The sequence below is a fragment of the Vibrio olivae genome, assembly GCF_042428525.1.
GTDB lineage: Bacteria > Pseudomonadota > Gammaproteobacteria > Enterobacterales > Vibrionaceae > Vibrio > Vibrio olivae.
Map to the genome: position 1 here is coordinate 308,859 of NZ_JBHMEP010000001.1, position 24,466 is coordinate 333,324.

Here is a 24,466-nt window from a genome sequence, read left to right on the forward strand (position 1 = left end):
AGAGCTACCCACAGGGTGGCTCTTTTTTTGTTTATGAGTTTATTGCGGGTTTGGGAAGTGGTAAATACAGCGTTTCGGTCAGATCCGAGAGCATTTGATCATAGACTTGGGAAATACTCAGCGATAGTTCGGTCGTCAGTTGATAAAGCTCTTCATTACTCAATTTTATCTCACTGGCATCACATACTTCTCCAAGTTTAAGCAGTGCGTCAGTACAACTTGGTGATGCAATCGAAAGGGGGCTTATCAAGGACAGCTGATTCATTTTTCTTCGCATTTTATCACTGTGATATTTTATCCGCTGCGTGCCCTCATAACTGTTTACATCTTGAATTGAAATGCGTAGTTGGGTCAGCACTTCCATGCTATCAAGCACTTGTTGCCACTGTAGGTGATATTCATCACTGAGGTCTTCTCTGTCTGATTCAATTAACCAAGCCAGGGCGACTTCGTCCATCAAAAATAGGCAATGACGAATGGTTTTTCCATGAATCATCTGATTGCGAGCAACACTGCGATATTGCCATTCCTTAATTAAGCTTTTGAGCTTCAGCTGCAAAATTCGATACATTGCTTTGCTTTCAAATGGCGCGTTGGCGATCAAATGATTACTTTTCTCTATCATCAAATCTTGTAAATGGTTGAGTTCGTCATTGTCAGTTTGACTGTGGATCAGCGCATGATGGCTAATGCGCCGGTGTTGACGGCATAAATAGAGAATCTCTCGTAATACGACTAGGACATCATAGTGTTGTTGCTGAGCACTTTGACGTTGTTTAGACAGATAGACAAGCAGAGCAAGAATGGCGCATGAAAGCAGCAACGAGAGGACAACAAACATAACGACTCACTCCTATAGTCTGATTTACTCGATAATGAGCAAACAATGGAATAATAGGAGCAAGCTTTAAGCCAAATAAAATAGTGTTGCTTAACAGTTACTTACGTGTTTTTATTTTTGTTTGTTGCACTAAATCGGGGCGCTTTGTCTTAAAAAGGACAATGGAAATAAAAAAGCCCTAACCTGGTAAAAGTTAGGGCTTTGTCTTGGTGCAAACCGTAAATTACATTACACGCATACCTGGCTGAGCACCGTCATGTGGTTCCAAAATCCACAGTTCACTGCCACCAGGGCCTGCCGCTAGGATCATGCCTTCTGACATACCAAACTTCATTTTACGAGGTTTTAAGTTCGCAACCACAACCGTGTACTTACCCACTAAGTCTTCAGGTTTGTAGGCCGCTTTAATGCCAGAGAACACTTGGCGCATTTCACCGCCGATATCCAGTTGGAATTTCAGAAGCTTATTGGCTTTTGGAACTTCCTCGCAAGAGACTATCTTAGCGATTCGTAAATCAACTTTGGCAAAATCATCAAATTCGATTTCATCCGCAATCGGATCTTTACTCAGCTCCGTTTCTTCGCCAGCCAGCTTCGCTTCTGCTTCTTGTTTCGCGGCCATTTCTGCCGCCGCGTCTTCTTTAGACGCTTCAATCATGGCCTCGATGTTTTTCGGATCGATACGGTTAAATAACGCTTTGAACTTGGTGATTTCATGGCTAACAAGAGGTGTAGCAATGCGCTCCCAAGAGAGTTCCTCGTTTAAGAACGCTTCTGAACGCGCAGCCAGTGCTGGCATCACCGGTTTCAAATAGGTCATTAGCACACGGAATAGGTTAATACCCACAGAGCAGATGTCTTGTAGCTCTTGGTCTTTACCTTCTTCTTTGGCGATGACCCAAGGGGCTTTTTCATCGACATATTGGTTGGCTTTATCGGCCAACGCTGTGATTTCACGAATCGCACGACCAAATTCACGTGCTTCGTACAATTCACCAATGCGCTCTGCTGCTGCAACGAATTCGTTGTACAGTTCTGGCTGCGCAACGTTATCTGATAATTTGCCGTCAAAACGCTTAGCAATGAAACCTGCGTTACGTGACGCAAGGTTTACGATCTTATTCACGACATCCGCATTAACACGTTGAGTAAAGTCTTCTAGATTTAAATCTAGGTCGTCAATGCGGCTGTTCAGTTTCGCAGCGTAGTAGTAACGCAGACATTCAGGGTCTAAGTGTTCAAGGTAGGTGCTGGCTTTAACAAAAGTGCCTTTCGACTTTGACATTTTTGCGCCATTCACTGTGACGTAGCCATGAACAAAAACGTTGTTTGGCTTACGGTAACCAGCACCATCAAGCATGGCTGGCCAGAACAGGCTGTGGAAGTAGACAATGTCTTTACCGATAAAGTGATAAAGCTCAGCGCTGCTGTCTTTGTTCCAATATTCGTCAAAGTTTAAATCATCACGCTTGTCGCACAGGTTTTTAAACGAACCCATGTAGCCGATAGGTGCGTCTAGCCAAACGTAGAAGAATTTGCCTGTTTCACCTGGGATTTCAAAACCGAAGTAAGGCGCATCGCGGGAGATATCCCACTGCTGCAAACCAGACTCAAACCACTCTTGCATCTTGTTGGCGGTTTCATTTTGTAGAGATCCAGAACGCGTCCACTCTTTGAGCATGCTTTCAAACTGCGGAAGATCAAAGAAGAAGTGCTCAGAGTCTTTCATAACAGGTGTGGCGCCAGAGACTGCTGATTTAGGGTCGATCAGATCTGTCGGGCTGTAGGTTTCACCACATGCATCACAGTTATCACCGTATTGATCTTCAGACTTACACTTAGGGCACGTGCCTTTGACAAAACGGTCAGGCAGGAACATCTCTTTCTCTGGGTCAAACAATTGAGAGATGGTACGGCTTGAGATAAAGCCATTTTTCTTCAGTTCCAAATAGATGTGAGAAGCCAGCTCGCGGTTTTCATCGGAGTGTGTGCTGTGGTAGTTATCAAAGCTGATATCAAAACCGGCGAAATCTTTTTGGTGCTCTTCGCTGACTTCAGCAATCATCTGTTCTGGGGTGATACCCATCTGTTGAGCTTTAAGCATGATCGGTGTGCCGTGAGCATCATCAGCACAAATGAAATTAACTGTGTTGCCACGCAGACGCTGATAACGGACCCAAATGTCAGCTTGAATATGTTCAAGCATGTGACCAAGGTGGATCGAACCATTAGCGTACGGAAGAGCACAAGTTACCAACAGTTTCCTTGCAGTAGTATTTCTTGGATCGTTTGCCATACTTAATTTTCGCTTTTCTTGATAGGTATAAAATAAAAGCCAATATTACCCGATCCATGTCTCAACTCCAAGCTGTGAGGGCGATCAATCTTGGTTTGATTGACTAACTGTATTGATGAATTTTTGTCCTAAATCAGCAGGTTTATCTTGGGTGTCGCTATTACGTGACGGCAACCCACTTCAACGACTCATTATCTCGTTGTCGGAATGGCGTGGTGAAGCATCATCCAGCGCGTTTTTGGGGTTCTGCATACTCTCGCTCAGTGTTAGCATAACGATAACAAGGAGGGGCTATGCACCAATTCACATCCAAACAAGATTTCTGCTCGTGGTTGAATCAATTTGAACATCCATGTCTTATCAATGAGTGGGCTGATCACGCGAATATCGTGACGCTCGATGAACAAGGCGTGTATCAAATCCAATTACCATTTGCGGCCAACGACTTGCCAAGCCAACTGGTTGCGTGGATCGAGCAAGCCAAGCGTGATCAGATTATTGGTGATATTCGTTATGCAGTGAGTTGCCAAATCAAAGCATTGCAGACACAAGTCCAGTCATCCCTGACCAAGGTCAAAAATATCATCGCGGTGACGTCCGCCAAAGGCGGTGTGGGTAAATCGACCACTGCGGTGAACTTAGCGCTTGGCATTGCGCGTTCAGGCGCCAGCGTTGGGTTATTGGATGCGGATATTTATGGACCATCCGTCCCCATGATGCTTGGCCAGCAAGAGGCAGAACTCGCGGTACGTGATAATAAATGGATGCAGCCCGTTGCTGCGCATGGCATCGTGACGCAATCAATCGGCTTTTTAGTTGATAAGCAAGAGGCGGCTGTATGGCGTGGACCGATGGCGTCTAAAGCGCTTTCTCAGTTACTCAATGAAACTGAGTGGCCGGAGCTGGATTATTTAGTGATTGATATGCCTCCTGGTACTGGTGATATCCAGTTAACGCTGGCACAGCAAATTCCGGTGACCGGAGCGCTGATCGTAACAACGCCGCAAGATTTAGCGTTAGCGGATGCACGTAAAGGGGCCAATATGTTTGAAAAAGTTGAAGTCCCTGTGGTTGGGCTGGTGGAAAATATGAGCTACCACGTTTGTAGCCATTGTGGGCATCACGAAGCCATTTTTGGTGAAGGCGGCGCTGCGCAAATGGCGACGGATTACGGCATGGCTCTGCTAGCACAAATACCACTGCATATTGAAATGCGCCAAGATATTGATAAGGGTTGCCCAACGGTAGCGGCAAGGCCAGAATCACAACATGCCAAGCACTACGTCGAGCTTGCCGACGCGATAACCAGCCGATTATTTTGGCAAGGAAAAGCGAAGCCCGATGAAATCTTGTTCACCATGGTGGATTCTTAATCAAAAGTTTATTTTTGCTTATTGCGTAAGTTATTAACATGTAATCGATTGCTTGACGGATTATTGTTCTATTTCAGGAAAACCTGACATTTTCCGTCATTCGCGACTAGTATCGACGGGGCTGTGCCCCTATAATCAGGCGGTTTATCGAGTTACAGCATCGGGTGCAAGAATAATGTCTGATAAAAATCAGTGCGTCATAGTCGGTATCGCTGGCGCTTCCGCTTCAGGAAAGAGTCTTATCGCGAGTACCATCTATAACGAGCTTCGAGAGAAAGTCGGCGATCATCAAATTGGCGTGATTACGGAAGATTGTTACTACAATGATCAAAGCGACTTGAGCATGGAAGAGCGTGTAAAAACCAACTATGATCACCCGAATGCCTTAGACCATGATCTTTTGTGTGAACACCTTCAGCAATTGATTCGTGGTGAGGCAGTTGAAGTCCCAGAATACAGCTACACAGAGCATACCCGTACATCCAACAGCAGAACATTGACGCCTAAAAAGGTGATTATCTTAGAAGGTATTCTGCTTCTTACCGATCCACGTTTACGTGACTTAATGCACGCAACAGTCTTTATGGATACACCGTTAGACATTTGTTTGCTACGCCGTGTTAAACGTGATGTAGAAGAGCGTGGTCGTACAATGGATTCTGTGCTTAAGCAATATCAGGCGACGGTTCGTCCTATGTTCATGCAGTTTATTGAGCCTTCAAAGCAGTATGCGGATATTATTGTGCCACGTGGTGGTAAAAACCGTATCGCGATTGATGTACTAAAAGCTCACATTGCAAGACTTTTGAAAGCTTAACGCGTAACCGCTTTATTTTTTCATTGATAAATGGCACCTTGGGTGCCATTTTTCGTTTTAGAATCCTATTCTTACAGGATCGAGTGACGTAAGGGAACAGGCGAATGAAGAAACTACTTTTATTCTTAGCGGGCTTAGTGGTTGTGGTGATTATTGCGATTACTGCGCTAGTGGTATTGGTGAATCCAAACCAGTTTAAACCGCTGATTGTTAAACAAGCTAAGCAACAAACTGGCTTGGATTTGGTGATTGAGGGCGACATTAGTTGGCAGTTCTTCCCATCACTCGGATTTGAACTGGGTAAAACAGAGTTGAAGAACCCACAAGGGTTCAGCCAACCGAATCTGTTTAAAGTCGATGCTGTGGGTATCGATGTTTCTGTTATGCCTCTGCTCAGTCACCAGTTGGAAATTGGCAGCATTTCGCTCGATGGCGCAGAATTCTACGTCGAAACGTTAAAAGATGGTCGCCGTAATATTGATGCGCTGAGTAAAGCGCAAAATGAAGAAGCCGCTTCGTCTCAAGACACTGCCAATTCACAACCGGAAGAATCTCCCGCTCAAGCGTCATCGTCAGAGTCCAATGAGCCTTGGACGATTAATCTCGCTGGGGTGGATATTAATAACGCGATGTTGGAAGTGGATGACAAACAAGCAGGCAGCCTTACCAAGTTATATAATGTCTCGCTGAATCTGTCTGAGTTTGAATTTGACTCATGGACCCACGCCCAGTTTGCTGCCAAAGGGCAAATCAATCAACAAACCTTTTCTGCCCAAGGCCAAGCCGATTTCAAATTGGCGCCTGGATTCAAACAGTATGAATTGCGTCAAGTCAGTGTCGATGCTGAGTACGCTGATGAAAGCAATCATATTGATTCAGCCAAGCTGGAACTCGAAAGCTTTGCGTTTGACCAAGATAATGTACTGAGTTACGCAGTCACAGGACGCGTGGCAGATATGGCGCTTGATCTCTCAGGTCAAGGGAGTGTCGCCGTTGATAGCGAATTGACTCTGGCTCAAGTGAAGACGTTAACATTAAAAGGGGATGTTGAAGGCAGTGCGTTGCCTCAGTCACCGATGAACCTCGATATGGCTGCTGATATTCGCTTCGACCTCCAGCAGAACCAACTGGACCTAGAGCTTAATGCACTGAAGGCGAATGATATCGCTCTTGACGGTAATGCCAATGTTACTTTAGGTGATATTCCAAAAATCCGGATTGATTTGCATAGCCCTAATCTTGATGTGGACAGCTTGCTGGCAAGTCAAAATGAAGCGTCTCAGCCTGCATCAAGCAGTAGTGCGGCTTCTGGCGGTGACAGCGGAAACTCTCAATCATCAGCCAGCCAGAGTGAGCCGGACCTTTCTGCACTGAAAACACTCGATGTTCAAGGCAAAGTCAGTATTGATAAACTGAAGGCATCGGGTGCGCATTTAGATAATGTCATCACTCAGTTTTCGGTGAATAAAGGCGTCGCCAAGTTGAACCGTTTGAGCGCTAATTTATATCAAGGTACGGTACAAGCGAGCGCTGAGCTGAATGTCAATAAAACACCAGCAACCTACTCGATCCGCAGCCAAGTGGACAATGTCAAAATTCAGCCACTGTTAGTTGATGTGGCCGACAAAGACATTTTAGAGGGAACTGGGAACATCACGGCCAATCTAACTGGAGCGGGTTTAGTGATGGATAAAATCAAGCAAAACCTCAAAGGAACCGTGGATATCGTTTTCAATGATGGTGCGGTGCACGGTATTAATGTTGCGCAATTGATTCGCAAAAATTACGCGCGCATCAAAGGCAAATCCATTGATGACAAACAGGGCGTGCAAAAAACTGACTTTAGTGCGGTGTCTTCAACCTTGACGTTGAATCAGGGTAAAGTGTCGACCAACAATTTGTCGATGCAGTCACCGCTTTTACGTATTCACGGTCAAGGGTCTGCGAATTACATCAATGAAACCATCGACTTTCTGATTGATACGTCGATTGTTGGCACGTTAGAAGGTCAAGGCGGCAAAGATATCGATGACCTGCGCGATTTAACGATTCCAATTAATATTTCAGGCTCATGGACAGATCTGAAATACAAGCTGGTGTTTGATGACGTCCTAAAAGAAAAAGCCAAGAAAGAGATCGACCGCGGTTTAGAAAAGCTAGATAAGAAACTTGACGATAAAATTAAAGATGAAAAAACCAAAGAGGCGGTTAACAATCTGCTCAAGGGGTTATTTAATTAATGTTTTGATTAGCTAATGTCCTGATATTGCGGTCATGGATATAACGTGAAAAAAGAGGCTTGGTTAACAAGCCTCTTTTTTATTTGGGATTGGAAGCGTGACTACCAATCAATGCCTTTTTGCGCTTTGATGCCAGCTTGAAATGCGTGTTTAACGTTTTTAACTTCAGAGACCGTGTCGGCTAATTCAACCAATTCCCGATGCGCGGCACGTCCGGTAATGATCACGCTTTGCATTGGTGGACGCTGTTTCAGTGCATCAATCACTTCCTGAAGTTCGATATAGCCGTAGTTCACCATGTAAGTCAGTTCATCAAACAATAGGACATTTAATGATTCGTCTTGCAGCATGCGTTGACACTCTTTCCACACTTGTTGAGCTGCTGCTGTGTCGGTTTCCTTATTTTGGGTCTCCCAAGTGAAACCCGTTGCCATAACTTGAAACTCGACGCCCAATTTATCCAGTACATTACGTTCGCCATTATCCCAAGTCCCCTTGATAAACTGAGCTACCGCGCACTTTAGACCATGACCGACGGCGCGAGTAATGGTGCCAAAGCCAGACGTGGATTTACCTTTACCATTACCGGTAATGATCAGCACTAAGCCTTTCTCTTCGGTTGCTGCCGCGATTTTTGCATCGACTTGTTCCTTCACTTTTTGCTGGCGAGCTTTATGACGCTCTTGCTTGTGGTTGTCCGCTGACATCTTTCTTTCCTTTGTATTAATAATATGTTGCGAATGATAACGAAAAATCTCACCTGATGGCTAATCTGTTTTGTCCTTCCACTCTTTAAGCAACTTTACGACGCCTTACGTTGCTTTACATACATTAGCTTATGCTGATATTGAATGTGTTGAGAGAGAGGAAAGAATGATGAAAACCGCAATGATGATTATGTTATCGATGGTGGTCGCTACAGGTGCAATGGCTGCTGGAATGAACAATGGGCCGCAACAAACACTGCGTCAAGCACCTGCGTTTGCGCAGTTTGATCAGGATGGTAACGGGCAAGTAACGGAACAAGAGTTTAACGCTGTCCGCAGTGCACGTATTAAACAGCGCAGTGAGCAGGGAAGAATGATGAAAAATGTGGCGAATGCGGTCAGCTTCGCGACGCTCGATGCGAATAAAGACGGAGTACTCACGGCGCAAGAGCTTGGTCGTCACCCGTTTTCGCAATCACGGCAGAGCGAGCGTGGCATGCATAAAGGCGTGCGAGGTGGTCGTATATAGCGTTTCCTTCCGTCAGGCCTGACCTGCTTTCAGACCTGACGGGTAAGGTCATGTTAAAGGATGTGAATAGTGGGCGTTTGGCCTTGTTTTACGTGCGGTTTCACGCTCTTGACGAATCAAGGCGACAAGATGTTGCAATGACATTTTGCTACTTTGGCTAAGCGTGCTCGGGATACATTTCCCATTGAGCTCTGGATCCGTGATGGTGGTGCGTAGGTAGCGTTCACATGCCCGTGGAAGCAAATGGTAGTAGCGCTGTGAGATATCACTAAGCGATTGAATAAATGCCGTTTCCTCGTCGCTCTGTTGATGCTGTTTAACGCGGAGTAATTGTCGCATGTAACGTTGCTCGATGACTCCGATGATGATTTGGCTTAGGCTATAACTTACGCCTAAAGCAACCCCGGTTGAGAGCAATAACCACAGTGCCGTGAGTTTCAAGCTCCAAATCAGCGGTACGGTTATCAGTGTCAGGCCAATAAATAGCGCTAAGCAGGCGATATTGGTGAGTTTGTCGACACGCTGTTCTTGCTGATTGATATAACGAGAGGCTTGTTGGCTTAAATCGCAATCTTGTTTGATAGCAAGTAACTGTTTGAGACCCGTTTCATCTTCTTGATTCCAAGCCATCATATCGTCAGTATCCTGATGCCACTTGCTATTCCAAGCGAATTTGTCTCGTTTATCGTCAAACAGTTGCCCAGTGAATTTTGACATGGGATCACTTGGATCATGCAGTTGCATCGCCATTTTCTGCCAAAATACGCTGCGCCGTACAATTGAATCAAAGTGACGGTCATCGTGAGCGCCCATTTGTCCGGTAATCGAGCATGGGGTCGAAGATAGTTCGAAGGTGTGGTCGCCAATAAACTTTAAGGTTGTTGATACTAAAGCGCTGCCCAATCCTTTATTGCGGTAGGCTGGGTGGCTGTCACCATTGCCAGTTAAATCATCAATGCGAATAGAATCCAGAACTTTATCATCTTCATCGGGATGATAGGCGTATTTTAACGTCATATTCAACGCAATTGGATGATTATCAGCAGTATAAAGAGTGGCCGTCAGTTGGCTGACCAAAGGGGTTCTTTTGGTCAGTACAATTTCAATGTGGCTGGGGCCTTGTCGTGTATACCAGCGTGTCATAGCAGTTGCCTTAGTTAAATCGTTTACGCACATAAACTAACGAATGGTTTATCTCGTTACCGATAGATCTATCGCAATTTGGTCACTTTAAGTCAAATCTGACATTGCAATATGGCACTGGTTCAATGTAATTGAGCATGTATTGCGCGCTTAAAGCTTGGAATACTCCTTTGTAATACTGGTTTTAGTAGCCGATAAGCGCGAAGGACACATTCAAAACCGCTCACTTTGGAAAGGGCTGAGGTGGTAGAGCGATAAGTATCAAGATCAATCTAGACTGGATTTGGCAAACCCCCGGCTTTTTAGTAGCGTAGGTAAGTAGTGATTTCCGTTAAAGCTGTTTTGGAGAAGTGATGAATTCAACCACCAAACCTTCTATTCTTGTTGTCTGTATGGGTAATATTTGTCGTTCACCAACCGGTGAAGCAATATTACGTGCCAAAGCCCAAGACATGGGTATTGATGTTGAGATCGACTCGGCAGGGACAATTGGTTACCACACTGGCAACCCACCAGATAAGCGTGCGCAAGCAGCTGGCGAACAACGGGGTTATTCGTTTGCTGGGATTTACTCAAGACAGGTAAGCGCGGAAGATTTTGCCAAATTCGATTTAATCTTAGCCGCAGATAATGACAATCTCGCTGATCTGCAAGCGCAATGCCCCAGTCAATATCAGCATAAGTTGAAGCTATTTATGAACTATGGCTCAGCAGGTCGAGATGAAATCCCTGACCCATACTACGGTGGTGAGCAAGGATTTGAACTGGTGTTGGATATGATTGAAGACGCGGCAGAAAACGTCTTGCGCAGCTTATCTTGCTAAGCGGCCATCACCCGTCCACTGAAGTAATCGTTGCTGACAATGTATTCGATATTACGAATTAACTCGTCTTGTAACTCACCCCAGCGCAGTTGTTCTAAACAGTCGTCGTAAGAGGGGATAACTGCGCCGACGCGTATGTTAAACGGGTTGAGTTCTTTTCCCCAACTCTGGGTAAAACCAGAAACCACCGATGCTGCATTTTCAAACCCTGCAATATTGGGTGAATTATCCTGAGAAATGACATTGACTATCACGCCTTGACTTTGATTACGGCGCAGCCTTTCTGCCGTCGCCTGGCTGTAGCTAAAGAGCATTGAAGCCAACGTCGACATGCTTTGCCCAGCAGTTGCGGCGCTGTGCGCGTCCATCAAAGGAGGGATCGCATCCGGCGTAAAGTGGTTAATCAACACATCAGGCGCTTGCCCTAAATCACTTTCGATATCATCAAATAATTGATGTATGGATTCATAGGCGTGATCACTTAACGGGTACTGGTAGACGCGATGAGATAGTGTTCGGCAGCACTGATAGGTTTTATGTAATTCTGACTTATTACTATCACAGAGAACCACTTTCGCGCCCAAGCTTATAAAATGCATTGCCAGAGTTGCACCAAAGCGCGTTCCCGCAGAAGTGATTAAAATCAAAGAAGATTTTATATCCATTTCTCCCTCCCAAAGAATCAACTGATTCTAAATTGTCCAACTATCATGGTTGATTAGCTGTGTCTTAGATGTGAATAAGGTCAAATTACGTGTTGATAACTTTATTGGGGTTTGATTCTTTGTCCTGTTTCACATAACCATGAATAGTGTTTTAGCTCTCATTACATCGATAATATGTATGTCACAGTTAAGTGATCAGATTTGAGTTCGTATTTGATCGTGACGTTGGGCACTGATCAGTTGGTTATAGAGGTCGGCTGGAATGACTTGGCGTGGGGCTTTTTCTGCGAGATGTCGACGTTGATGCCCGGACAGGTTGTGGTAAACCTCTTCTGGAAGATCAAAGGTTTGCTCGGGCAGATAAGTCAGCGGTTCAGGGGTGAGGTAGTGAGTGAGTTTCGCACTGGCAAGCCCGCTTTGGTGAAATTGAGTGGCTTGCTGAGCAGAAATCGAATATGAGCTTTGGTCAGAACGCAATGCTTGCGGGGCTTGCAACTCAAAGCGCTGACGTAGAATTTCATCTGTGGTTTGAGGCTCTTGCACCACTTCGACAGGCGTATTGTCACGCACGTCATCAGAAAACATGGAGAGAATCAATGCAAAATCAGAGCGACGACCTTCATGGACTGCGTGGTTTATTCCCACACCAAATTGAAGTTCGTTAATGATCGTCGCTTTATCTAAAGTATGTACTTGCATTGTGCTCCTCGCTCAGTGCTTTCTTAACGGCGAAGCCAGGCTAATCTTTAGAAAAATAATAAAAAAGCCTGCTCGAAAGCAGGCTTTTTGACCAATTCGTTCAGGCTGTATGCCTGAAGTGAATTCAGCGATTATTTTGCTAGGTTTTCTGCAACGAAGTCCCAGTTAACCAGTGACCAGAAACCATTCATGTAATCTGGACGAACGTTACGGTAATCGATGTAGTACGCGTGTTCCCACAAGTCAACAGTAAGAAGTGGTGTTGCACTTTCATCTGTTAGTGGTGTTGCAGCGTTAGAAGTGTTAACGATTTCTAGAGAACCATCTGCTTTCTTAACTAGCCAAGTCCAAGATGAACCGAAGTTGTTGATTGCTGATTCAGTGAACTTCTCTTTGAATGCATCAAATGAACCAAACGAAGCGTTAATTGCTTCAGCAACTGCGCCAGTTGGTTCACCGCCACCGTTTGGAGATAGGCAGTGCCAGTAGAACGTGTGGTTCCAGATTTGAGCTGCGTTGTTGAATACGCCACCAGTAGAAGTTTTGATGATCTCTTCTAGCGTTTTGCCTTCAAACTCAGTACCTGGAATTAGGCCGTTTAGCTTCACAACGTAAGTGTTGTGGTGCTTGCCGTGGTGGTAATCTAGAGTTTCTACTGAGATATGTGGTTCTAGTGCGTCTTTCGCGTAAGGAAGTGCTGGTAGTTCAAATGCCATTACTCGATTCTCCGTTATTTTTGAAAGAGTTGCCTCTTTCGATTGCTTCCAGTGTTTTTTATTTGTAAGTGCTCTTTGTCGCCACTTTGTGTGATGTGACTGACTTGGAATTTATTTTAGCAACTTTTTACTTTATTAAAAGGGGGCAACTAAAATTTCTCTATGATTGATAGTTATATACAAAACCTTAAACATTATATGCTTTTTATTCTGTGACGATCGTTTAGAATGATCGGTTATACGGCAGTAACTCCGATAACGAGGAAGCAATGGAAACTATCGACAAAATTAAACAGCAAATCGCAGAAAACACGATCCTTCTTTATATGAAAGGTTCACCAAAACTTCCAAGCTGCGGTTTTTCATCTCAAGCCTCTCAAGCGCTTATGGCGTGTGGCGAAAAATTCGCATACGTAGACATTCTGCAAAATCCAGACATTCGCGCAGAGCTACCTATTTACGCTCAATGGCCAACGTTCCCTCAGCTTTGGGTCGAAGGTGAACTGATTGGTGGTTGTGACATTATCATTGAAATGTTCCAAAAAGGTGAATTGCAGCCATTAATTAAAGAAGCGGCTGCTCGAGCAGGAACCAGCGAAGAGTAATACTGTTTATATTTACAGTTACAACTTGCTTTTGTTAAAGGCCACATTGCATAATGTGGCCTTTATTCTTTGTCTAAACCTTTGCTATGACACGTCTATTTATCGCTGAAAAACCCAGCCTTGGTCGAGCTATTGCGGCAGCGCTGCCTGGCCCACAAAAGAAAGATCAAGGCTTTATTCGCTGTGGTAATGGTGACGTGGTGACATGGTGTATTGGCCATTTACTTGAGCAGGTTGAGCCTGATGTTTACGATGAACGCTACAAAAAGTGGAATTTAGCCGATTTACCCATCGTCCCTCAGCAGTGGCAATTAAGGCCGAGAAAGTCAGCCAGCAAACAATTGACCGTCGTTCGTAAACTGCTCAAAGAAGCCAATGAAGTGATTCATGCAGGCGACCCTGACCGCGAAGGGCAGTTATTGGTCGATGAAGTTCTAGACTACTGCAAGCTGAGCCAGACTAAAAAAGCATCAACCCAGCGTCTGCTGATCAACGATTTGAACTTGCCCGCAGTCAAGCGCGCGCTTAGTCAACTGCGTAGCAACCGCGACTTTATCCCTCTTTCCGTTTCTGCCTTAGCGCGTTCTCGCGCAGATTGGCTCTATGGCATGAATATGTCTCGCGCTTATACCTTGCTGGGTCAAAAGGCAGGATACCAAGGGGTGTTATCTGTTGGCCGAGTACAAACCCCTGTACTCGGGCTTGTGGTGCGTCGTGATGAAGAGATCGAGCATTTTGTTCCCAAGGACTATTTCACGTTACACGCTTTAATCCCATATCAACATGCAGGCCTGTCATTTGATATTCGCGCGCGTTGGAAGCCGAGTGAAGCTTGCCTGCCTTGGCAAGATGAAGAAGGGCGCGTGCTCAGCCGAAAGCTGGTGGAAAATGTGGCTAGCCGAATCGCTAACCAACCGGCCACGGTCACCGAGTCCGAGCAAAAGCAAACCAAGCAAGCCCCGCCGTTACCATATTCACTTTCGTCTCTGCAAATTGATGCAGCGAAACGCTACTCAATGAGTGCTCAGCGTGTGCTAGATACCTGTCAGTCTTTGTATGAAAAACATAAGCTGATTACTTATCCGCGTTCCGACAGCCGTTATTTACCCAAAGCACACTTTTCTGAAGCGCCCAAAGTTGTTGAGGCCATTGCGAATAACGCTAGAGAGCTAACTAGCGCCGCTGAAGATGCCAATTTGTCGCTCAAGTCGAAGGCGTGGAATGACAGTAAAGTGGATGCGCACCATGCGATTATTCCAACACCGAAAAAGTCTGCTGTTAACGGCTTGTCTGGTGATGAAATGAAAATTTATACATTGATTGCCCGCCAATATTTGATTCAGTTTTATCCCGCCGCCGTATTTGCAGAAGCGAAGCTCGTGTTTGATATAGCAGGCGGTGTGTTCATTGCTAAAGGACGCCAACTGGTGTCTCCAGGCTGGAAAGCTCTCATGGGTGGAAACAAGGATGAGCAGGAAGAAGGCGTTGATCAAGTTCCTCCACTTCAAAAAGCAACGGTTTTAACGTGTCGTGAAGGAGAGATTAAAGACCGTAAAACCGAACCGCCAAGACACTTTACCGAAGCCACATTACTGCAAGCAATGACGGGAATAGCACGCTTTGTTGAAAATAAAGAGCTCAAAAAAATATTGAGAGAGACTGACGGTTTAGGCACCGAAGCAACTCGGGCGGGTATTCTCGATATTCTCTTCAAGCGTCAATTGCTGACGCGGCAAGGCAAAAGTATTGTCAGTAGTGCTGCTGGTCGCGGTTTGATTCATGCTTTGCCCAATGAGTCGACCTATCCTGATATGACTGCTCATTGGGAGCATCAGCTTCAAGGGATGGCAGAGAAAAACCAAGCGTATCAGCCTTTCATGCAAGCGCTGCAACAGCAAATTGATCAACTGATTACTCAAGTGAAAAGTTCGCCTGTGCCTGATTCATTGCGTTCATTACCTGCCGTTGAGAGGCCTGCTTATAAGCGTCGAAAACGTAGCGCACCGAAAAAGCCGCGTTCGTCGAAAAGCTAATGCTTTGTCGATAAATAAAAAACCGGGCAAAGCCGGTTTTTTATTTTCACCAAGTTGAACAATAGGCTACCACGGTAGCTGGGTGCCATCGTAGCTAATAAAATGACCGGATTGCTCAATATCACTGCGCTTTATCACTTCAATTAATCCGATCGCGGAGGTTTTGGTATCAATCGGGGCATTGCTGCCGCCCATGTCGGTTTGTACCCAACCAGGGTGAAGAGCCAGTACAGTAACGCCAACGGGCTTGAGATCATTGCTTAAACTTTTGACGACCGAATTCAACGCGGCTTTTGATGAGCGATAAAGATAACCGCCACCTGCTGTGTTTTCAGTCATGCTGCCAACTTTAGACGAGATACAAGCAATTTTAGGTTGCGAGCTTTTTTCAAGTAGTGGATAAAATGCTTCAACCAACTTTTGCGGTGCAATCGCGTTGATTTCGAAAACCTTGCGCCACTCGTCGACATCGGTATGACCAAAACCATAATTTTTAGGGCCGTAGTAACCTGCATTAGAGATCAGTAAGTCCAAGTTCGGAAGCTGACTAGCAAGTGCTTGTACGGAAGGATAATCGGTAATATCCAATTGGTGGCAACTTAGATTAGAGTGGTGCTCAGCCAAATCAATCAGTGCCTGTGAAGATTCAATACTGCGGTAAGTAGCGTGTACGTGCCAGCCTAAGTTGAGGTATTGTTGAGTAAGGCTCAAACCTATGCCTCGATTTGCGCCGGTAATAAATACGCGGTTCATAGTGGACTCCTTTTCGCACTTATTATTCTGCTATTCTGCGTGGCATGACGGTTAAACGCAACTCACAAGTTTTCTTCACATCACAGTTTTGAACTCATTTTTTAACGAAATGTTAAATGTGATAACTGTATGAATAATAAAAGTAATCTATATAAATAAACGTAACGATTAATATTGGCGAACTGCATGATACCTTTGATTTACCACCAAATTTACTCTCAATTGATGCTGCCATCTCAACATCGATACCCAATCAACAAATATCGCTTATTGCATGAAGCAGTTGTTGAGCGTCGTCGTCAAAATGCGTTATGGGAACAAGGCTTTTCATTTTTTGAACCTAAGCCGCTAGATATAGAAACCATCAAGCAAGTGCACGACGCACAGTATGTTGATGCACTCGTTACGGGGACATTGCCTGCGGCTAAGATGCGGCGTATTGGCTTCCCATGGAGTGAAAAACTTATTGAGCGGACCCGCATTTCGGCAGGAGGAACGTGTTTAACAGCAACACTTGCTGCTCAGCACGGCATTGCCATCCACTTGAGTGGTGGGTATCACCATGCGCATCATGATTTTGGTAGTGGTTTTTGTCTGTTTAACGACTTAGTACTTGCTGCGACCGCAGCCTTGGAACTCCCTACGATTGGCAAAGTCTTGATCGTCGATAGTGATGTGCATCATGGGGATGGAACCGCGACATTGTGTGCATCTCACCATGAGATCATTACTTTGTCGTTTCATTGCGATAAAAACTTCCCAGCGCGTAAACCGAATTCGACGATTGATATTGCGCTTCCCAAGCAAGCAAATGGCGACGAATTTCTCGCCGAATTTTGCTCAGCAGTGACGACAGCGTTTCATCTGTATCAGCCGGATCTCGTCATATATGATGCAGGGGTAGATATCCATCAAGACGATGAGCTTGGTTACTTGAATGTTTCTCATCAAGCCATAAAGCAGAGGGATGTTTTCATGCTCAGTTTATGCCAGCAGGAGGATATTCCTGTTGCCTGTGTGGTGGGTGGGGGGTATCGCAGCGATCACCAAACTTTGGTTCCTCTCCATATGTCATTACTTGAAGCCGCGGAGGCGGTTTTTCTTTAGTTCATTGGATGTAAAGCGCGATTTGTCATTAAGAGCGACACTCTCTCGCGAATAGTGACTTTAGTAATCAACGAGGATGCCGATATTGTTCTATTCTTTTTTAGTACGGTATTTTTCAGCTCTAAAGGTCGGAGCTGAAAGCAAGTGAACACTTGTGGAGGAATCAATGTTCAACTCAAAAAAGCTGACAAAACGAATTGCGTCATTAGAGCATGATATGGAGGACTTAGCGGCATTTAAAGCTTCCATAAAATCGCAAGTGCCTTTTATCGAGTTTACCCCTGATGGCCATATTCTGTATGCCAATGAACTACTTCTTAGTGTTGTCGGTTATACCTTGAGCGAGGTGAAGGGACAGCATCATCGCATATTGTGTTTTCCTGAAGATGCCGCGAAACCAGAATACAAAAAGTTTTGGGATGATCTTGGTAAAGGACGCCCGCAAGAGGGCAACTTTATTCGCAAGAATAAGGCGGATAACGCGGTGTGGCTCGCGGCGACCTATCTACCCATTATGAATAGCTCGGGTAACGTGACATCGGTGATCAAAGTTGCCTCTGATGTTACCGAGGAGCAGGTTCAGTTAGAACGTGTTACTGCAGAGCAAGAAGCGATAGAGCGTTCCTTAGCGGTGATTGAGTTTTCTCCAGATGGTCATATTCTGGAAGCCAATGATAATTTTCTAAAGTGTATGGGTTACAAGTTATCGGAAATTCAAGGCAAGCATCATCGCATGTTTTGTGACGATGATTTTTATCAGAAGTTTCCCAACTTCTGGGCTGAGTTGGCGCAAGGTAAACATAAAAACGGTCTGTTTAACCGAGTTGACCATTATGGACGACGGATTTGGCTAGAAGCGACCTATAACCCTGTGTTTAATCACGAGGGTAAAGTTGTGCGAATTATTAAGATGGCCAGTGATATCACCGAACGAGTCGAACAAGCGATGACCGTGCGTGAAGCGGCAGAGACATCCTTAGACATTGCTAACGCAACGGTTACCAGTGCCCAGGAAGGTAAGAGTTCAATTAAGAGCTTATTGTCTAACTCAATCGAGATTAATCAAGCGGTAGAGCAAGTTTCACAAATGATCGGTAACCTCAATGAACAATCTCGAAGTGTTGAGGCGATTATTTCAACCATTAGCGGAATCGCTGAACAAACCAATTTATTGGCGCTCAACGCAGCCATTGAAGCCGCGCGAGCAGGGGAACAAGGCCGAGGCTTTGCGGTTGTTGCTGATGAGGTCAGGAAGCTGGCGGCTCGGACTTCAGAGTCGACCAGCGAAATTACCGCCGTCATAACCAAAAACAGTGAGATTACCGCTAAGATCGATGAGCAAATCAAAGTGGTCTTTGAAAAATCGTCAGCGGGTGAACAGCAAACGAATGAAATCGCCAGTGTGATTGAAAATATAGAAAACGATGCTGGCAAAGTGGTGGATACCATCAAACGCTTATCGATTTAATTCGTTGGAATCCCCTAAAAAACGCCTCATTAGAGGCGTTTTTTGACTAAGTCTATTTAAGAAGTTGGTTTCTAGCGTTTTGCGAACTGACTTAGGGTATCGATAAGCGATGTTTCTTGCTCAATATGACCGATGTTTTGCTGTGTCGAGTTGGCTCGCGCAATATCGTGCTCTGCCATCGAGGCGGTGTTTTGTGAATTTTCCGCCAGCACCGTTAAATCTTGACTGAATTTCGCTGATTCAGATTCGATAACCCCCAAAACGCTATTAATACTATCGATACCGGATGCAATAGCATCGATCGAATTAGTCACCTGTTCAATGGTGTCGGTTGTTTCTTGAACGCTAGTTTGAGTGCGTTTTGATAAAGCGCGAACCTCATCTGCAACGACGGCAAATCCTCTCAGCGGTCATGATGGTGATGATATGCTGGGCAAAGGGCATGGCCATTTTCAGCTTTTTACTCACATCTTCAAAACTAATGTGCGGGGACACAAAAGCCAATACCAGTGCGGTCCCACCCTCTACATCGAGTGATTTTAAATGCTCGGCAGAGAGCTGAGTGATACTCACGCAGCAGGTGGTAGAAAGTCGCTGTGACGATTCTTCCTTTGATTTGGCGGCTTTTTTACTAAAATACATCGGCGAGTCCTATGAATACATGGTATGTCTGCCATTCCATCTCGCGCTCTCCGAGTCGTTTGCGTACTCGCAGGGTAGACAGGAGTCGTGGCTATTTTTGTTGAGATATCAACTAAATCATAATGTATTGTGTCAGGAACGCCATTCGATTTACGGTGGAGATGACTAATAAAAAAGGCAGCACCTAGGCTGCCTTGAATTTAAGTCTCTAAGCGACTTACTGAGGGCCAGTACCGCCATCGACTTGGCTACCGAGTGAGCTTGCATCATCTAAGCTGTATGGGTACATCGAGATATCCGAAAATACCGTCGCGCCGCTGTCACGGTTTTGGTCGGTTGCAGATACGCCTGTATAGACATTACCAGATGCGCTGAAATAAGCCGAACCCTGGTTCCAGTGTGGCCGCGCACTGTTTTCAAAGTAATTGTTTTCGACCAGAACTTCTGCGCCGTGGTCGGCACCGATCGCAAAGTAGGTGATGTCTTTCCAGTAGTTATTGAACAAATGCACTCGAGCGTTTGAACCGTCGACTTTCGGGTTACGTCCCGCGGCGGTATCCCAAAAGTTGTGATGGAAAGTCACTTGCGAATTGTCAACCAAGTGCGTGTACCAATGCTGATTTGCACAAACCTGATTGTTATAGCCGTAAAAACGGTTCCAACTTAGGGTCACGTTTTGGCTGTCACCGACATCGACATAGCCATCACTGATTTCGCTGAAGGACACATGGTCAACCCAAACATGGCTGCTGTTATCGACAGAAATCGCATCACCAGCTTCCACAAGAGCGGGGTTAATTTCCGCCAGCATTAGGTTACGAATAATCACATTACTTTGGCCGTTAATATTTAAACTGGCTCCAGAGATCTTCGAATTGCGCCCTAGGCCTTCTAGGGTTTTGTTTGAACGCACAGTGAGTGTGGTGTCGTTACGAGTAACGCTGACAGCTGAGTTCGAACTACTACCTAGCTCGCTACAGGTTTGATTGCCGACAGGAAGGCGATACCAAGTTTTGCCATTATCCCCCCAGGTGGCACAATCCAGCGGGCATGCCTGAACGGTACGGTTCGCCGTGTGGCAGTTGATGGTGGTGTTATCAGGGATTTGGATAACTGCTGCAGACGACGAACTCAGCGCTGAGCTCAATGCACTACAACTGGTGACCACAATGGGTGTCGCGTTGCCGCCGCCGGTGGTGGTTGAATGGCCATCGTTACCTGATTGCGCGGCAAAACCAACCAGATCACTGGAGCCTGATCCGCTGCCACAGTCACCAGAAATTGGATTGATATACCAACGCTGCGAGCTTTCTGCTTGATCGTCGTTTTGATACACATTAGAGACGTTTTCTGACCCAGCAACGGTGAGCGATTTTTGAGTGAGCTTGTTGACGATATTGAAGCCGCCAGAGGAGGAGGCTTTAAGCTCCCAACGCTGGTTATCACCTTGCCAATCATCATAAACAATAACATTCGCTCCGTTAGAGTTGGAAGAGTTCAATACATCCAACACTTTGTTGTTGTAGACAGAGCGAATAATCCAATAACCATCATTTTCTCTGGTTAACACAAAATGTTGGTTATTGCCTTGCCAGTACTCATAGGTAATGACATTAGGGGCGGTTGTTGAGTCGCTGGTATTGATATCCAGAGCGAGCCCAGATCCTCGGTTGATGATCGAATAAGTACCGCCAGAAGTAGGGGTTACCGTACAGTTATCTGCAAGCGCCGCAAAGCTGGCAAAAGTGAGGGTTAGTACTGCTAAGTTACTCTGCCATCGACGTATTTTTCTTATAATTTCCATTATCTTTTTCCTAGTTAGACCATTTTTAACTATGGTTTTATGGGTAATTTCCTTGCTTTATCGCTTCGCTAATTCGTGTTTGTTACTAGAAGCAATTTTTTTGCTTCTAAATCGTATTAAGGGGAGTTAATACGACTGCTTATTGTAAGAATATTTCGTGTAAATATGATACCGGGTGATGTTAAATATATGTCATATCAATGAATTAAGATTCAAAATTGCAAGGGTGGTCAAAAAATAACCTAGTGGTTATTGGTGAATTAGTTAACATCGTTACGTTGTATGAAAAATCGCCTTTTTGAAATTTTATAGGCTGAACGTGAGTTGCTTAATATTGGTATTACGGAGAGGTTAGAGGCAGGCAGTCCTGCCCATTTTTGGTGCGTCGAGTTGGTTGATTTATAACCTATATAAATCATAGAGATATATTGAGAGTTTTCTAAAATTTAACGACATATTGTCAAGTAAGTGCAGAAGATATTCAGCCATAGCAAGGCTTCAGCATCGGTTGCTCACCTGAGGTCACGCTGATTTAAAACGGTGCAAAAATAAAGCACCAAATTGCGCAAACGTAATGTGCAACCAGTTGTTTATTCGGTGCTTTGGTATGACACTTTAGTATGAAAAAGGTGACGCAAGTGGCTCACACATGAGCCAAGATCGGCATAAAACATTCTATTTGCGACATCGGATTTCGATTTTGTATACAGCTCACAGCGAGGGGCATATTTATTGCTATTTTGTTACAAGGGATGGCAAGAAGTTGTGCGTGTGTTACAGCCTCCTAGGGAAAATGATTATAATTGAGGTATGCGCAATGTCTGAGTTTACGAATTCGCTTCAAAAGTCAGTTGTCGAAGGAAAAGGTCGTCGAATCGGTTTTCTTCTGCTAGATAATTTTACGCTTATTGCATTGGCTTCTGCCGTAGAGCCGCTACGCATGGCGAACCAATTAAGTGGGCGCGATCTTTACGATTGGTACACCATCAGTGAAGAAGGGCACCCCGTTACCGCTAGTGATGGCGTTACCGTGACTCCGGATTGCTCAATGGCACGTGTGCCTGATATCGACACGCTTATCATCGTCGGTGGTGTCAATATCACACGCAGTTATACACGCAAGCAATTAACCTGGGTCCAGTCTTTAGCACGCAAAAATGTTCAGCTAGGCGGTGTATGTACAGGGCCTTATCTGCTGGCTGTGGCCGGGCTGCTTGATGGCTACGAGTGCAGTGCTCACTGGGAGTGCATCGCGGCGCTTCAAGAGGCCTACCCGCGTGTACGTTGTACCAACTTGCTGTTTGTTATCGACCGTGATCGAATGACATGCAGTGGGGGTTCGGTGCCGATGGACATGATGTTGTATATGATCAAGCGTGATTTTGGTCATCAGCTTAGCTCCAGTATTTCTGAAATGTTTGTCTGCGATAGAGTACGCAGTGAAACGGATTACCAGCGAGTCCCATTGCGACATGTTTTAGGTACAGCTCAGCCAAAATTGGTTGAAGCGATAACCCTCATGGAAGCCAATATCGAAGAAACCATTGAGTTGGATGAACTCGCGAGCTACGTCGGTCTTTCTCGTCGCCAGCTTGAGCGTTTATTCCAAAAATATTTGCAATGCCCGCCATCAAAGTACTATCTCAAATTGAGACTGTTTCGAGCGCGCCAATTGCTTAAGCAAACCTCGATGTCTATCATCGAGATCGCGATGGCCTGTGGTTTTGTATCATCACCTCACTTTAGCAAATGTTATCGTTTGCATATCGGTATTCCCCCTCGGGAAGAGCGCAGTGGATCTGCACAAACGCCGTATCATGCCAGCAGCAGTGACCGCGTGATTGTACCAATGGCGGCGGGGTTAAATGCGTTCAGTGAACTCTACCCAGAGCCTGCCAATATGGGGCACCAATCAAAATCGATGCAAGCGCTGGTCGAAGCGCAATTTGAACCGACTTATGGTTCGGTAGCCGTGTAACATTCACGACCAAATATCAGTGCATAAATAACGCCGCTCTCGGATTTCGAATGCGGCGTTTTTGTTGTTTTTACTATCATCAGTTAGCTCACAGTACAGGCTGTGCCTGGCTTTGTGGCGAATTTCAGTTTTTTTATTGTGGTTACGTTTTGGGTTTTGTCAGTGACGCTTTCAGAACATTGACCACGATGCTTTCTTTTTATTCTGAGCCTACTGGTTACATACAACCTAGGGACAGGTGAAAAGATGAATTCTACACAGTTACATAACGACGCAATTGTCATCGATGGCTTAGTGATTGCGAAATGGGACCGCGAATTGTTTGAAGATATGCGCCGCGGTGGACTGACTGCTGCCAACTGTACCGTGTCGGTATGGGAAGGGTTCCAAAACACGGTCAACAATATTTCGGACATGAACCGCTTAATTGATGACAACAGCGATTTGGTTATGAAAGTCACCTGTACTGATGATATTCGCCGTGCCAAAGAACTCGGAAAAACCGGCGTCATGATGGGCTTTCAAAATGCTCATGCTTATGAAGATCAGCTCGGTTATGTTCAGGTCTTTAAAGACCTCGGTATCGGCATTGTACAAATGTGCTACAACACGCAAAACCTTGTGGGTACTGGCTGTTATGAGCGTGATGGTGGTTTGTCCGGGTTTGGGCATGAAATTGTTGCCGAGATGAATCGTGTGGGCGTGATGTGTGACTTATCCCATGTCGGAGCGAAAACCTCTGAAGAGGTGATTTTGGCATCGAAAAAGCCAGTATGTTATTCCCACTGCCTACCTAGTGGTTTGAAAGATCATCCACGCAATAAGTCTGATCAGGAATTGAAATTCATTGCTGACCATGGCGGATTTGTTGGTGTCACCATGTTTGCGCCGTTTTTGAAAAATGGCATCCATTCCTCAATTGAAGATTACGTCGAAGCGATTGAGTACATCTATAACCTCGTTGGTGAGGACCAAATCGGTATCGGGACCGATTTCACTCAAGGGCAAGACCAAGCGTTCTTCGAGTGGCTCACGCACGATAAAGGATACGCACGCCGCTTAACTCGCTTCGGCGAAATCATCAATCCAGAAGGCATTCGTACTTTGGGCGAATTCCCCAACCTTACCGACGCGTTATTACGCCGCGGATTCAGTGAACGCCAAGTGTGCAAAATCATGGGTGGAAACTGGGTTCGGGTGTTAGCCGACGTTTGGGGTGAATAACC

The 24,466-nt window shown here is 45.3% G+C and carries 22 protein-coding genes and 1 pseudogene; 12 read left to right on the top strand and 11 right to left on the bottom strand.

Going from position 1 to position 24,466, the window contains the following annotated elements:
* Nucleotides 1–31: 31 nt before the first annotated feature.
* Complete coding sequence (locus tag ACFFUV_RS01525; RefSeq protein ID WP_390189157.1) at nucleotides 32–841, bottom strand: hypothetical protein; 810 nt, start codon at nucleotides 839–841, stop codon at nucleotides 32–34.
* A 223-nt stretch (nucleotides 842–1,064) separates the two neighbouring features.
* A complete protein-coding gene (gene metG, locus ACFFUV_RS01530; RefSeq protein WP_390189158.1) occupies nucleotides 1,065–3,137 on the bottom strand; it encodes a methionine--tRNA ligase in 2,073 nt (690 codons plus the stop codon).
* A gap of 293 nt (nucleotides 3,138–3,430) precedes the next feature.
* Between metG and apbC the strand changes: the two genes are divergently transcribed.
* The 3 genes from apbC (at nucleotide 3,431) to ACFFUV_RS01545 (ending at nucleotide 7,567) form a co-directional block, all read left to right on the top strand.
* Nucleotides 3,431–4,510, top strand: a complete 1,080-nt coding sequence (gene apbC / locus ACFFUV_RS01535) for an iron-sulfur cluster carrier protein ApbC (protein WP_390189159.1) — start codon at nucleotides 3,431–3,433, stop codon at nucleotides 4,508–4,510.
* A 175-nt stretch (nucleotides 4,511–4,685) separates the two neighbouring features.
* Nucleotides 4,686–5,327 carry a uridine kinase gene (gene udk, locus ACFFUV_RS01540; protein ID WP_390189160.1) on the top strand — a complete coding sequence of 214 codons (642 nt, stop codon included), beginning with the start codon at nucleotides 4,686–4,688 and terminating at the stop codon, nucleotides 5,325–5,327.
* A gap of 104 nt (nucleotides 5,328–5,431) precedes the next feature.
* Complete coding sequence (locus ACFFUV_RS01545) at nucleotides 5,432–7,567, top strand: AsmA family protein (RefSeq protein WP_390189161.1); 2,136 nt, start codon at nucleotides 5,432–5,434, stop codon at nucleotides 7,565–7,567.
* A 101-nt stretch (nucleotides 7,568–7,668) separates the two neighbouring features.
* On the opposite strand, the gene cobO is transcribed toward ACFFUV_RS01545, so the two are convergent.
* Entirely contained in the window at nucleotides 7,669–8,274 is a 606-nt protein-coding gene (cobO, locus tag ACFFUV_RS01550; RefSeq protein ID WP_390189162.1) for a cob(I)yrinic acid a,c-diamide adenosyltransferase, read from the bottom strand.
* Between the two features lie 166 nt (nucleotides 8,275–8,440).
* Between cobO and ACFFUV_RS01555 the strand changes: the two genes are divergently transcribed.
* Nucleotides 8,441–8,803 (top strand): EF-hand domain-containing protein, encoded by a 363-nt coding sequence (locus tag ACFFUV_RS01555; RefSeq protein ID WP_390189163.1) that lies wholly within the window; start codon nucleotides 8,441–8,443, stop codon nucleotides 8,801–8,803.
* Nucleotides 8,804–8,851: 48 nt separating this feature from the next.
* Here the strand turns inward: ACFFUV_RS01555 and ACFFUV_RS01560 are convergent, their stop codons facing one another.
* Nucleotides 8,852–9,946: a hypothetical protein gene (locus ACFFUV_RS01560; RefSeq protein ID WP_390189165.1), complete on the bottom strand. Its 1,095-nt coding sequence runs from the start codon at nucleotides 9,944–9,946 to the stop codon at nucleotides 8,852–8,854.
* A 353-nt stretch (nucleotides 9,947–10,299) separates the two neighbouring features.
* Between ACFFUV_RS01560 and ACFFUV_RS01565 the strand changes: the two genes are divergently transcribed.
* Entirely contained in the window at nucleotides 10,300–10,770 is a 471-nt protein-coding gene (locus ACFFUV_RS01565) for a low molecular weight protein-tyrosine-phosphatase (protein ID WP_390189166.1), read from the top strand.
* On the opposite strand, the gene ACFFUV_RS01570 is transcribed toward ACFFUV_RS01565, so the two are convergent.
* The 3 genes from ACFFUV_RS01570 to sodB all read right to left on the bottom strand — a co-directional run bounded on the left by ACFFUV_RS01570 (nucleotide 10,767) and on the right by sodB (nucleotide 12,850).
* A complete protein-coding gene (locus ACFFUV_RS01570; RefSeq protein WP_390189167.1) occupies nucleotides 10,767–11,435 on the bottom strand; it encodes an SDR family oxidoreductase in 669 nt (222 codons plus the stop codon). The two genes, ACFFUV_RS01565 and ACFFUV_RS01570, sit on opposite strands and share 4 nt — an antisense overlap.
* 195 nt (nucleotides 11,436–11,630) lie before the next feature.
* Nucleotides 11,631–12,134, bottom strand: a complete 504-nt coding sequence (locus ACFFUV_RS01575; RefSeq protein WP_390189168.1) for a VC2046/SO_2500 family protein — start codon at nucleotides 12,132–12,134, stop codon at nucleotides 11,631–11,633.
* Between the two features lie 131 nt (nucleotides 12,135–12,265).
* Nucleotides 12,266–12,850, bottom strand: a complete 585-nt coding sequence (sodB, locus tag ACFFUV_RS01580) for a superoxide dismutase [Fe] (RefSeq protein ID WP_390189169.1) — start codon at nucleotides 12,848–12,850, stop codon at nucleotides 12,266–12,268.
* A 269-nt stretch (nucleotides 12,851–13,119) separates the two neighbouring features.
* Between sodB and ACFFUV_RS01585 the strand changes: the two genes are divergently transcribed.
* Both ACFFUV_RS01585 and ACFFUV_RS01590 read left to right on the top strand, forming a co-directional pair.
* Entirely contained in the window at nucleotides 13,120–13,455 is a 336-nt protein-coding gene (locus ACFFUV_RS01585; protein ID WP_390189170.1) for a Grx4 family monothiol glutaredoxin, read from the top strand.
* Between the two features lie 86 nt (nucleotides 13,456–13,541).
* Complete coding sequence (locus tag ACFFUV_RS01590; RefSeq protein ID WP_390189171.1) at nucleotides 13,542–15,488, top strand: DNA topoisomerase III; 1,947 nt, start codon at nucleotides 13,542–13,544, stop codon at nucleotides 15,486–15,488.
* 66 nt (nucleotides 15,489–15,554) lie between these two features.
* On the opposite strand, the gene ACFFUV_RS01595 is transcribed toward ACFFUV_RS01590, so the two are convergent.
* Nucleotides 15,555–16,241: an SDR family oxidoreductase gene (locus tag ACFFUV_RS01595; RefSeq protein WP_390189172.1), complete on the bottom strand. Its 687-nt coding sequence runs from the start codon at nucleotides 16,239–16,241 to the stop codon at nucleotides 15,555–15,557.
* Nucleotides 16,242–16,427: 186 nt separating this feature from the next.
* Between ACFFUV_RS01595 and ACFFUV_RS01600 the strand changes: the two genes are divergently transcribed.
* The 3 genes and pseudogenes from ACFFUV_RS01600 (at nucleotide 16,428) to ACFFUV_RS01610 (ending at nucleotide 18,816) form a co-directional block, all read left to right on the top strand.
* Entirely contained in the window at nucleotides 16,428–17,348 is a 921-nt protein-coding gene (locus ACFFUV_RS01600) for a histone deacetylase family protein (protein ID WP_390189173.1), read from the top strand.
* Nucleotides 17,349–17,565: 217 nt separating this feature from the next.
* Nucleotides 17,566–18,279, top strand: a pseudogene (locus ACFFUV_RS01605) (PAS domain-containing protein); the annotation flags it as partial.
* A 15-nt stretch (nucleotides 18,280–18,294) separates the two neighbouring features.
* Nucleotides 18,295–18,816, top strand: a complete 522-nt coding sequence (locus ACFFUV_RS01610; RefSeq protein ID WP_390191799.1) for a methyl-accepting chemotaxis protein — start codon at nucleotides 18,295–18,297, stop codon at nucleotides 18,814–18,816.
* Between the two features lie 71 nt (nucleotides 18,817–18,887).
* On the opposite strand, the gene ACFFUV_RS01615 is transcribed toward ACFFUV_RS01610, so the two are convergent.
* From ACFFUV_RS01615 to ACFFUV_RS01625, 3 genes are all read right to left on the bottom strand, one after another.
* On the bottom strand, nucleotides 18,888–19,130 hold the full coding sequence (locus ACFFUV_RS01615; protein ID WP_390189175.1) for a hypothetical protein: 243 nt from the start codon (nucleotides 19,128–19,130) through the stop codon (nucleotides 18,888–18,890).
* A 64-nt stretch (nucleotides 19,131–19,194) separates the two neighbouring features.
* A complete protein-coding gene (locus tag ACFFUV_RS01620; protein ID WP_390189176.1) occupies nucleotides 19,195–19,458 on the bottom strand; it encodes a hypothetical protein in 264 nt (87 codons plus the stop codon).
* A gap of 217 nt (nucleotides 19,459–19,675) precedes the next feature.
* The gene (locus tag ACFFUV_RS01625; RefSeq protein ID WP_390189178.1) at nucleotides 19,676–21,262 is read right to left on the bottom strand and encodes a pectate lyase family protein; all 1,587 of its coding nucleotides are present in this window, start codon (nucleotides 21,260–21,262) and stop codon (nucleotides 19,676–19,678) included.
* 817 nt (nucleotides 21,263–22,079) lie between these two features.
* Here ACFFUV_RS01625 and gbdR point away from each other — a divergent pair.
* Nucleotides 22,080–23,240 carry a choline metabolism transcriptional regulator GbdR gene (gene gbdR, locus ACFFUV_RS01630; RefSeq protein WP_390189179.1) on the top strand — a complete coding sequence of 387 codons (1,161 nt, stop codon included), beginning with the start codon at nucleotides 22,080–22,082 and terminating at the stop codon, nucleotides 23,238–23,240.
* Nucleotides 23,241–23,486: 246 nt separating this feature from the next.
* Nucleotides 23,487–24,464: a dipeptidase gene (locus ACFFUV_RS01635; RefSeq protein ID WP_390189181.1), complete on the top strand. Its 978-nt coding sequence runs from the start codon at nucleotides 23,487–23,489 to the stop codon at nucleotides 24,462–24,464.
* Nucleotides 24,465–24,466: the final 2 nt, after the last annotated feature.

Coding starts and splice junctions, on each gene's coding strand:
- ACFFUV_RS01525 (WP_390189157.1), bottom strand. CDS start 841: ATGTTTGTTGTCCTCTCGTTGCTGCTTTCATGCGCCATTCTTGCTCTG.
- metG (WP_390189158.1), bottom strand. CDS start 3,137: ATGGCAAACGATCCAAGAAATACTACTGCAAGGAAACTGTTGGTAACT.
- apbC (WP_390189159.1), top strand. CDS start 3,431: ATGCACCAATTCACATCCAAACAAGATTTCTGCTCGTGGTTGAATCAA.
- udk (WP_390189160.1), top strand. CDS start 4,686: ATGTCTGATAAAAATCAGTGCGTCATAGTCGGTATCGCTGGCGCTTCC.
- ACFFUV_RS01545 (WP_390189161.1), top strand. CDS start 5,432: ATGAAGAAACTACTTTTATTCTTAGCGGGCTTAGTGGTTGTGGTGATT.
- cobO (WP_390189162.1), bottom strand. CDS start 8,274: ATGTCAGCGGACAACCACAAGCAAGAGCGTCATAAAGCTCGCCAGCAA.
- ACFFUV_RS01555 (WP_390189163.1), top strand. CDS start 8,441: ATGATGAAAACCGCAATGATGATTATGTTATCGATGGTGGTCGCTACA.
- ACFFUV_RS01560 (WP_390189165.1), bottom strand. CDS start 9,946: ATGACACGCTGGTATACACGACAAGGCCCCAGCCACATTGAAATTGTA.
- ACFFUV_RS01565 (WP_390189166.1), top strand. CDS start 10,300: ATGAATTCAACCACCAAACCTTCTATTCTTGTTGTCTGTATGGGTAAT.
- ACFFUV_RS01570 (WP_390189167.1), bottom strand. CDS start 11,435: ATGGATATAAAATCTTCTTTGATTTTAATCACTTCTGCGGGAACGCGC.
- ACFFUV_RS01575 (WP_390189168.1), bottom strand. CDS start 12,134: ATGCAAGTACATACTTTAGATAAAGCGACGATCATTAACGAACTTCAA.
- sodB (WP_390189169.1), bottom strand. CDS start 12,850: ATGGCATTTGAACTACCAGCACTTCCTTACGCGAAAGACGCACTAGAA.
- ACFFUV_RS01585 (WP_390189170.1), top strand. CDS start 13,120: ATGGAAACTATCGACAAAATTAAACAGCAAATCGCAGAAAACACGATC.
- ACFFUV_RS01590 (WP_390189171.1), top strand. CDS start 13,542: ATGACACGTCTATTTATCGCTGAAAAACCCAGCCTTGGTCGAGCTATT.
- ACFFUV_RS01595 (WP_390189172.1), bottom strand. CDS start 16,241: ATGAACCGCGTATTTATTACCGGCGCAAATCGAGGCATAGGTTTGAGC.
- ACFFUV_RS01600 (WP_390189173.1), top strand. CDS start 16,428: ATGATACCTTTGATTTACCACCAAATTTACTCTCAATTGATGCTGCCA.
- ACFFUV_RS01610 (WP_390191799.1), top strand. CDS start 18,295: ATGACCGTGCGTGAAGCGGCAGAGACATCCTTAGACATTGCTAACGCA.
- ACFFUV_RS01620 (WP_390189176.1), bottom strand. CDS start 19,458: ATGTATTTTAGTAAAAAAGCCGCCAAATCAAAGGAAGAATCGTCACAG.
- ACFFUV_RS01625 (WP_390189178.1), bottom strand. CDS start 21,262: ATGGAAATTATAAGAAAAATACGTCGATGGCAGAGTAACTTAGCAGTA.
- gbdR (WP_390189179.1), top strand. CDS start 22,080: ATGTCTGAGTTTACGAATTCGCTTCAAAAGTCAGTTGTCGAAGGAAAA.
- ACFFUV_RS01635 (WP_390189181.1), top strand. CDS start 23,487: ATGAATTCTACACAGTTACATAACGACGCAATTGTCATCGATGGCTTA.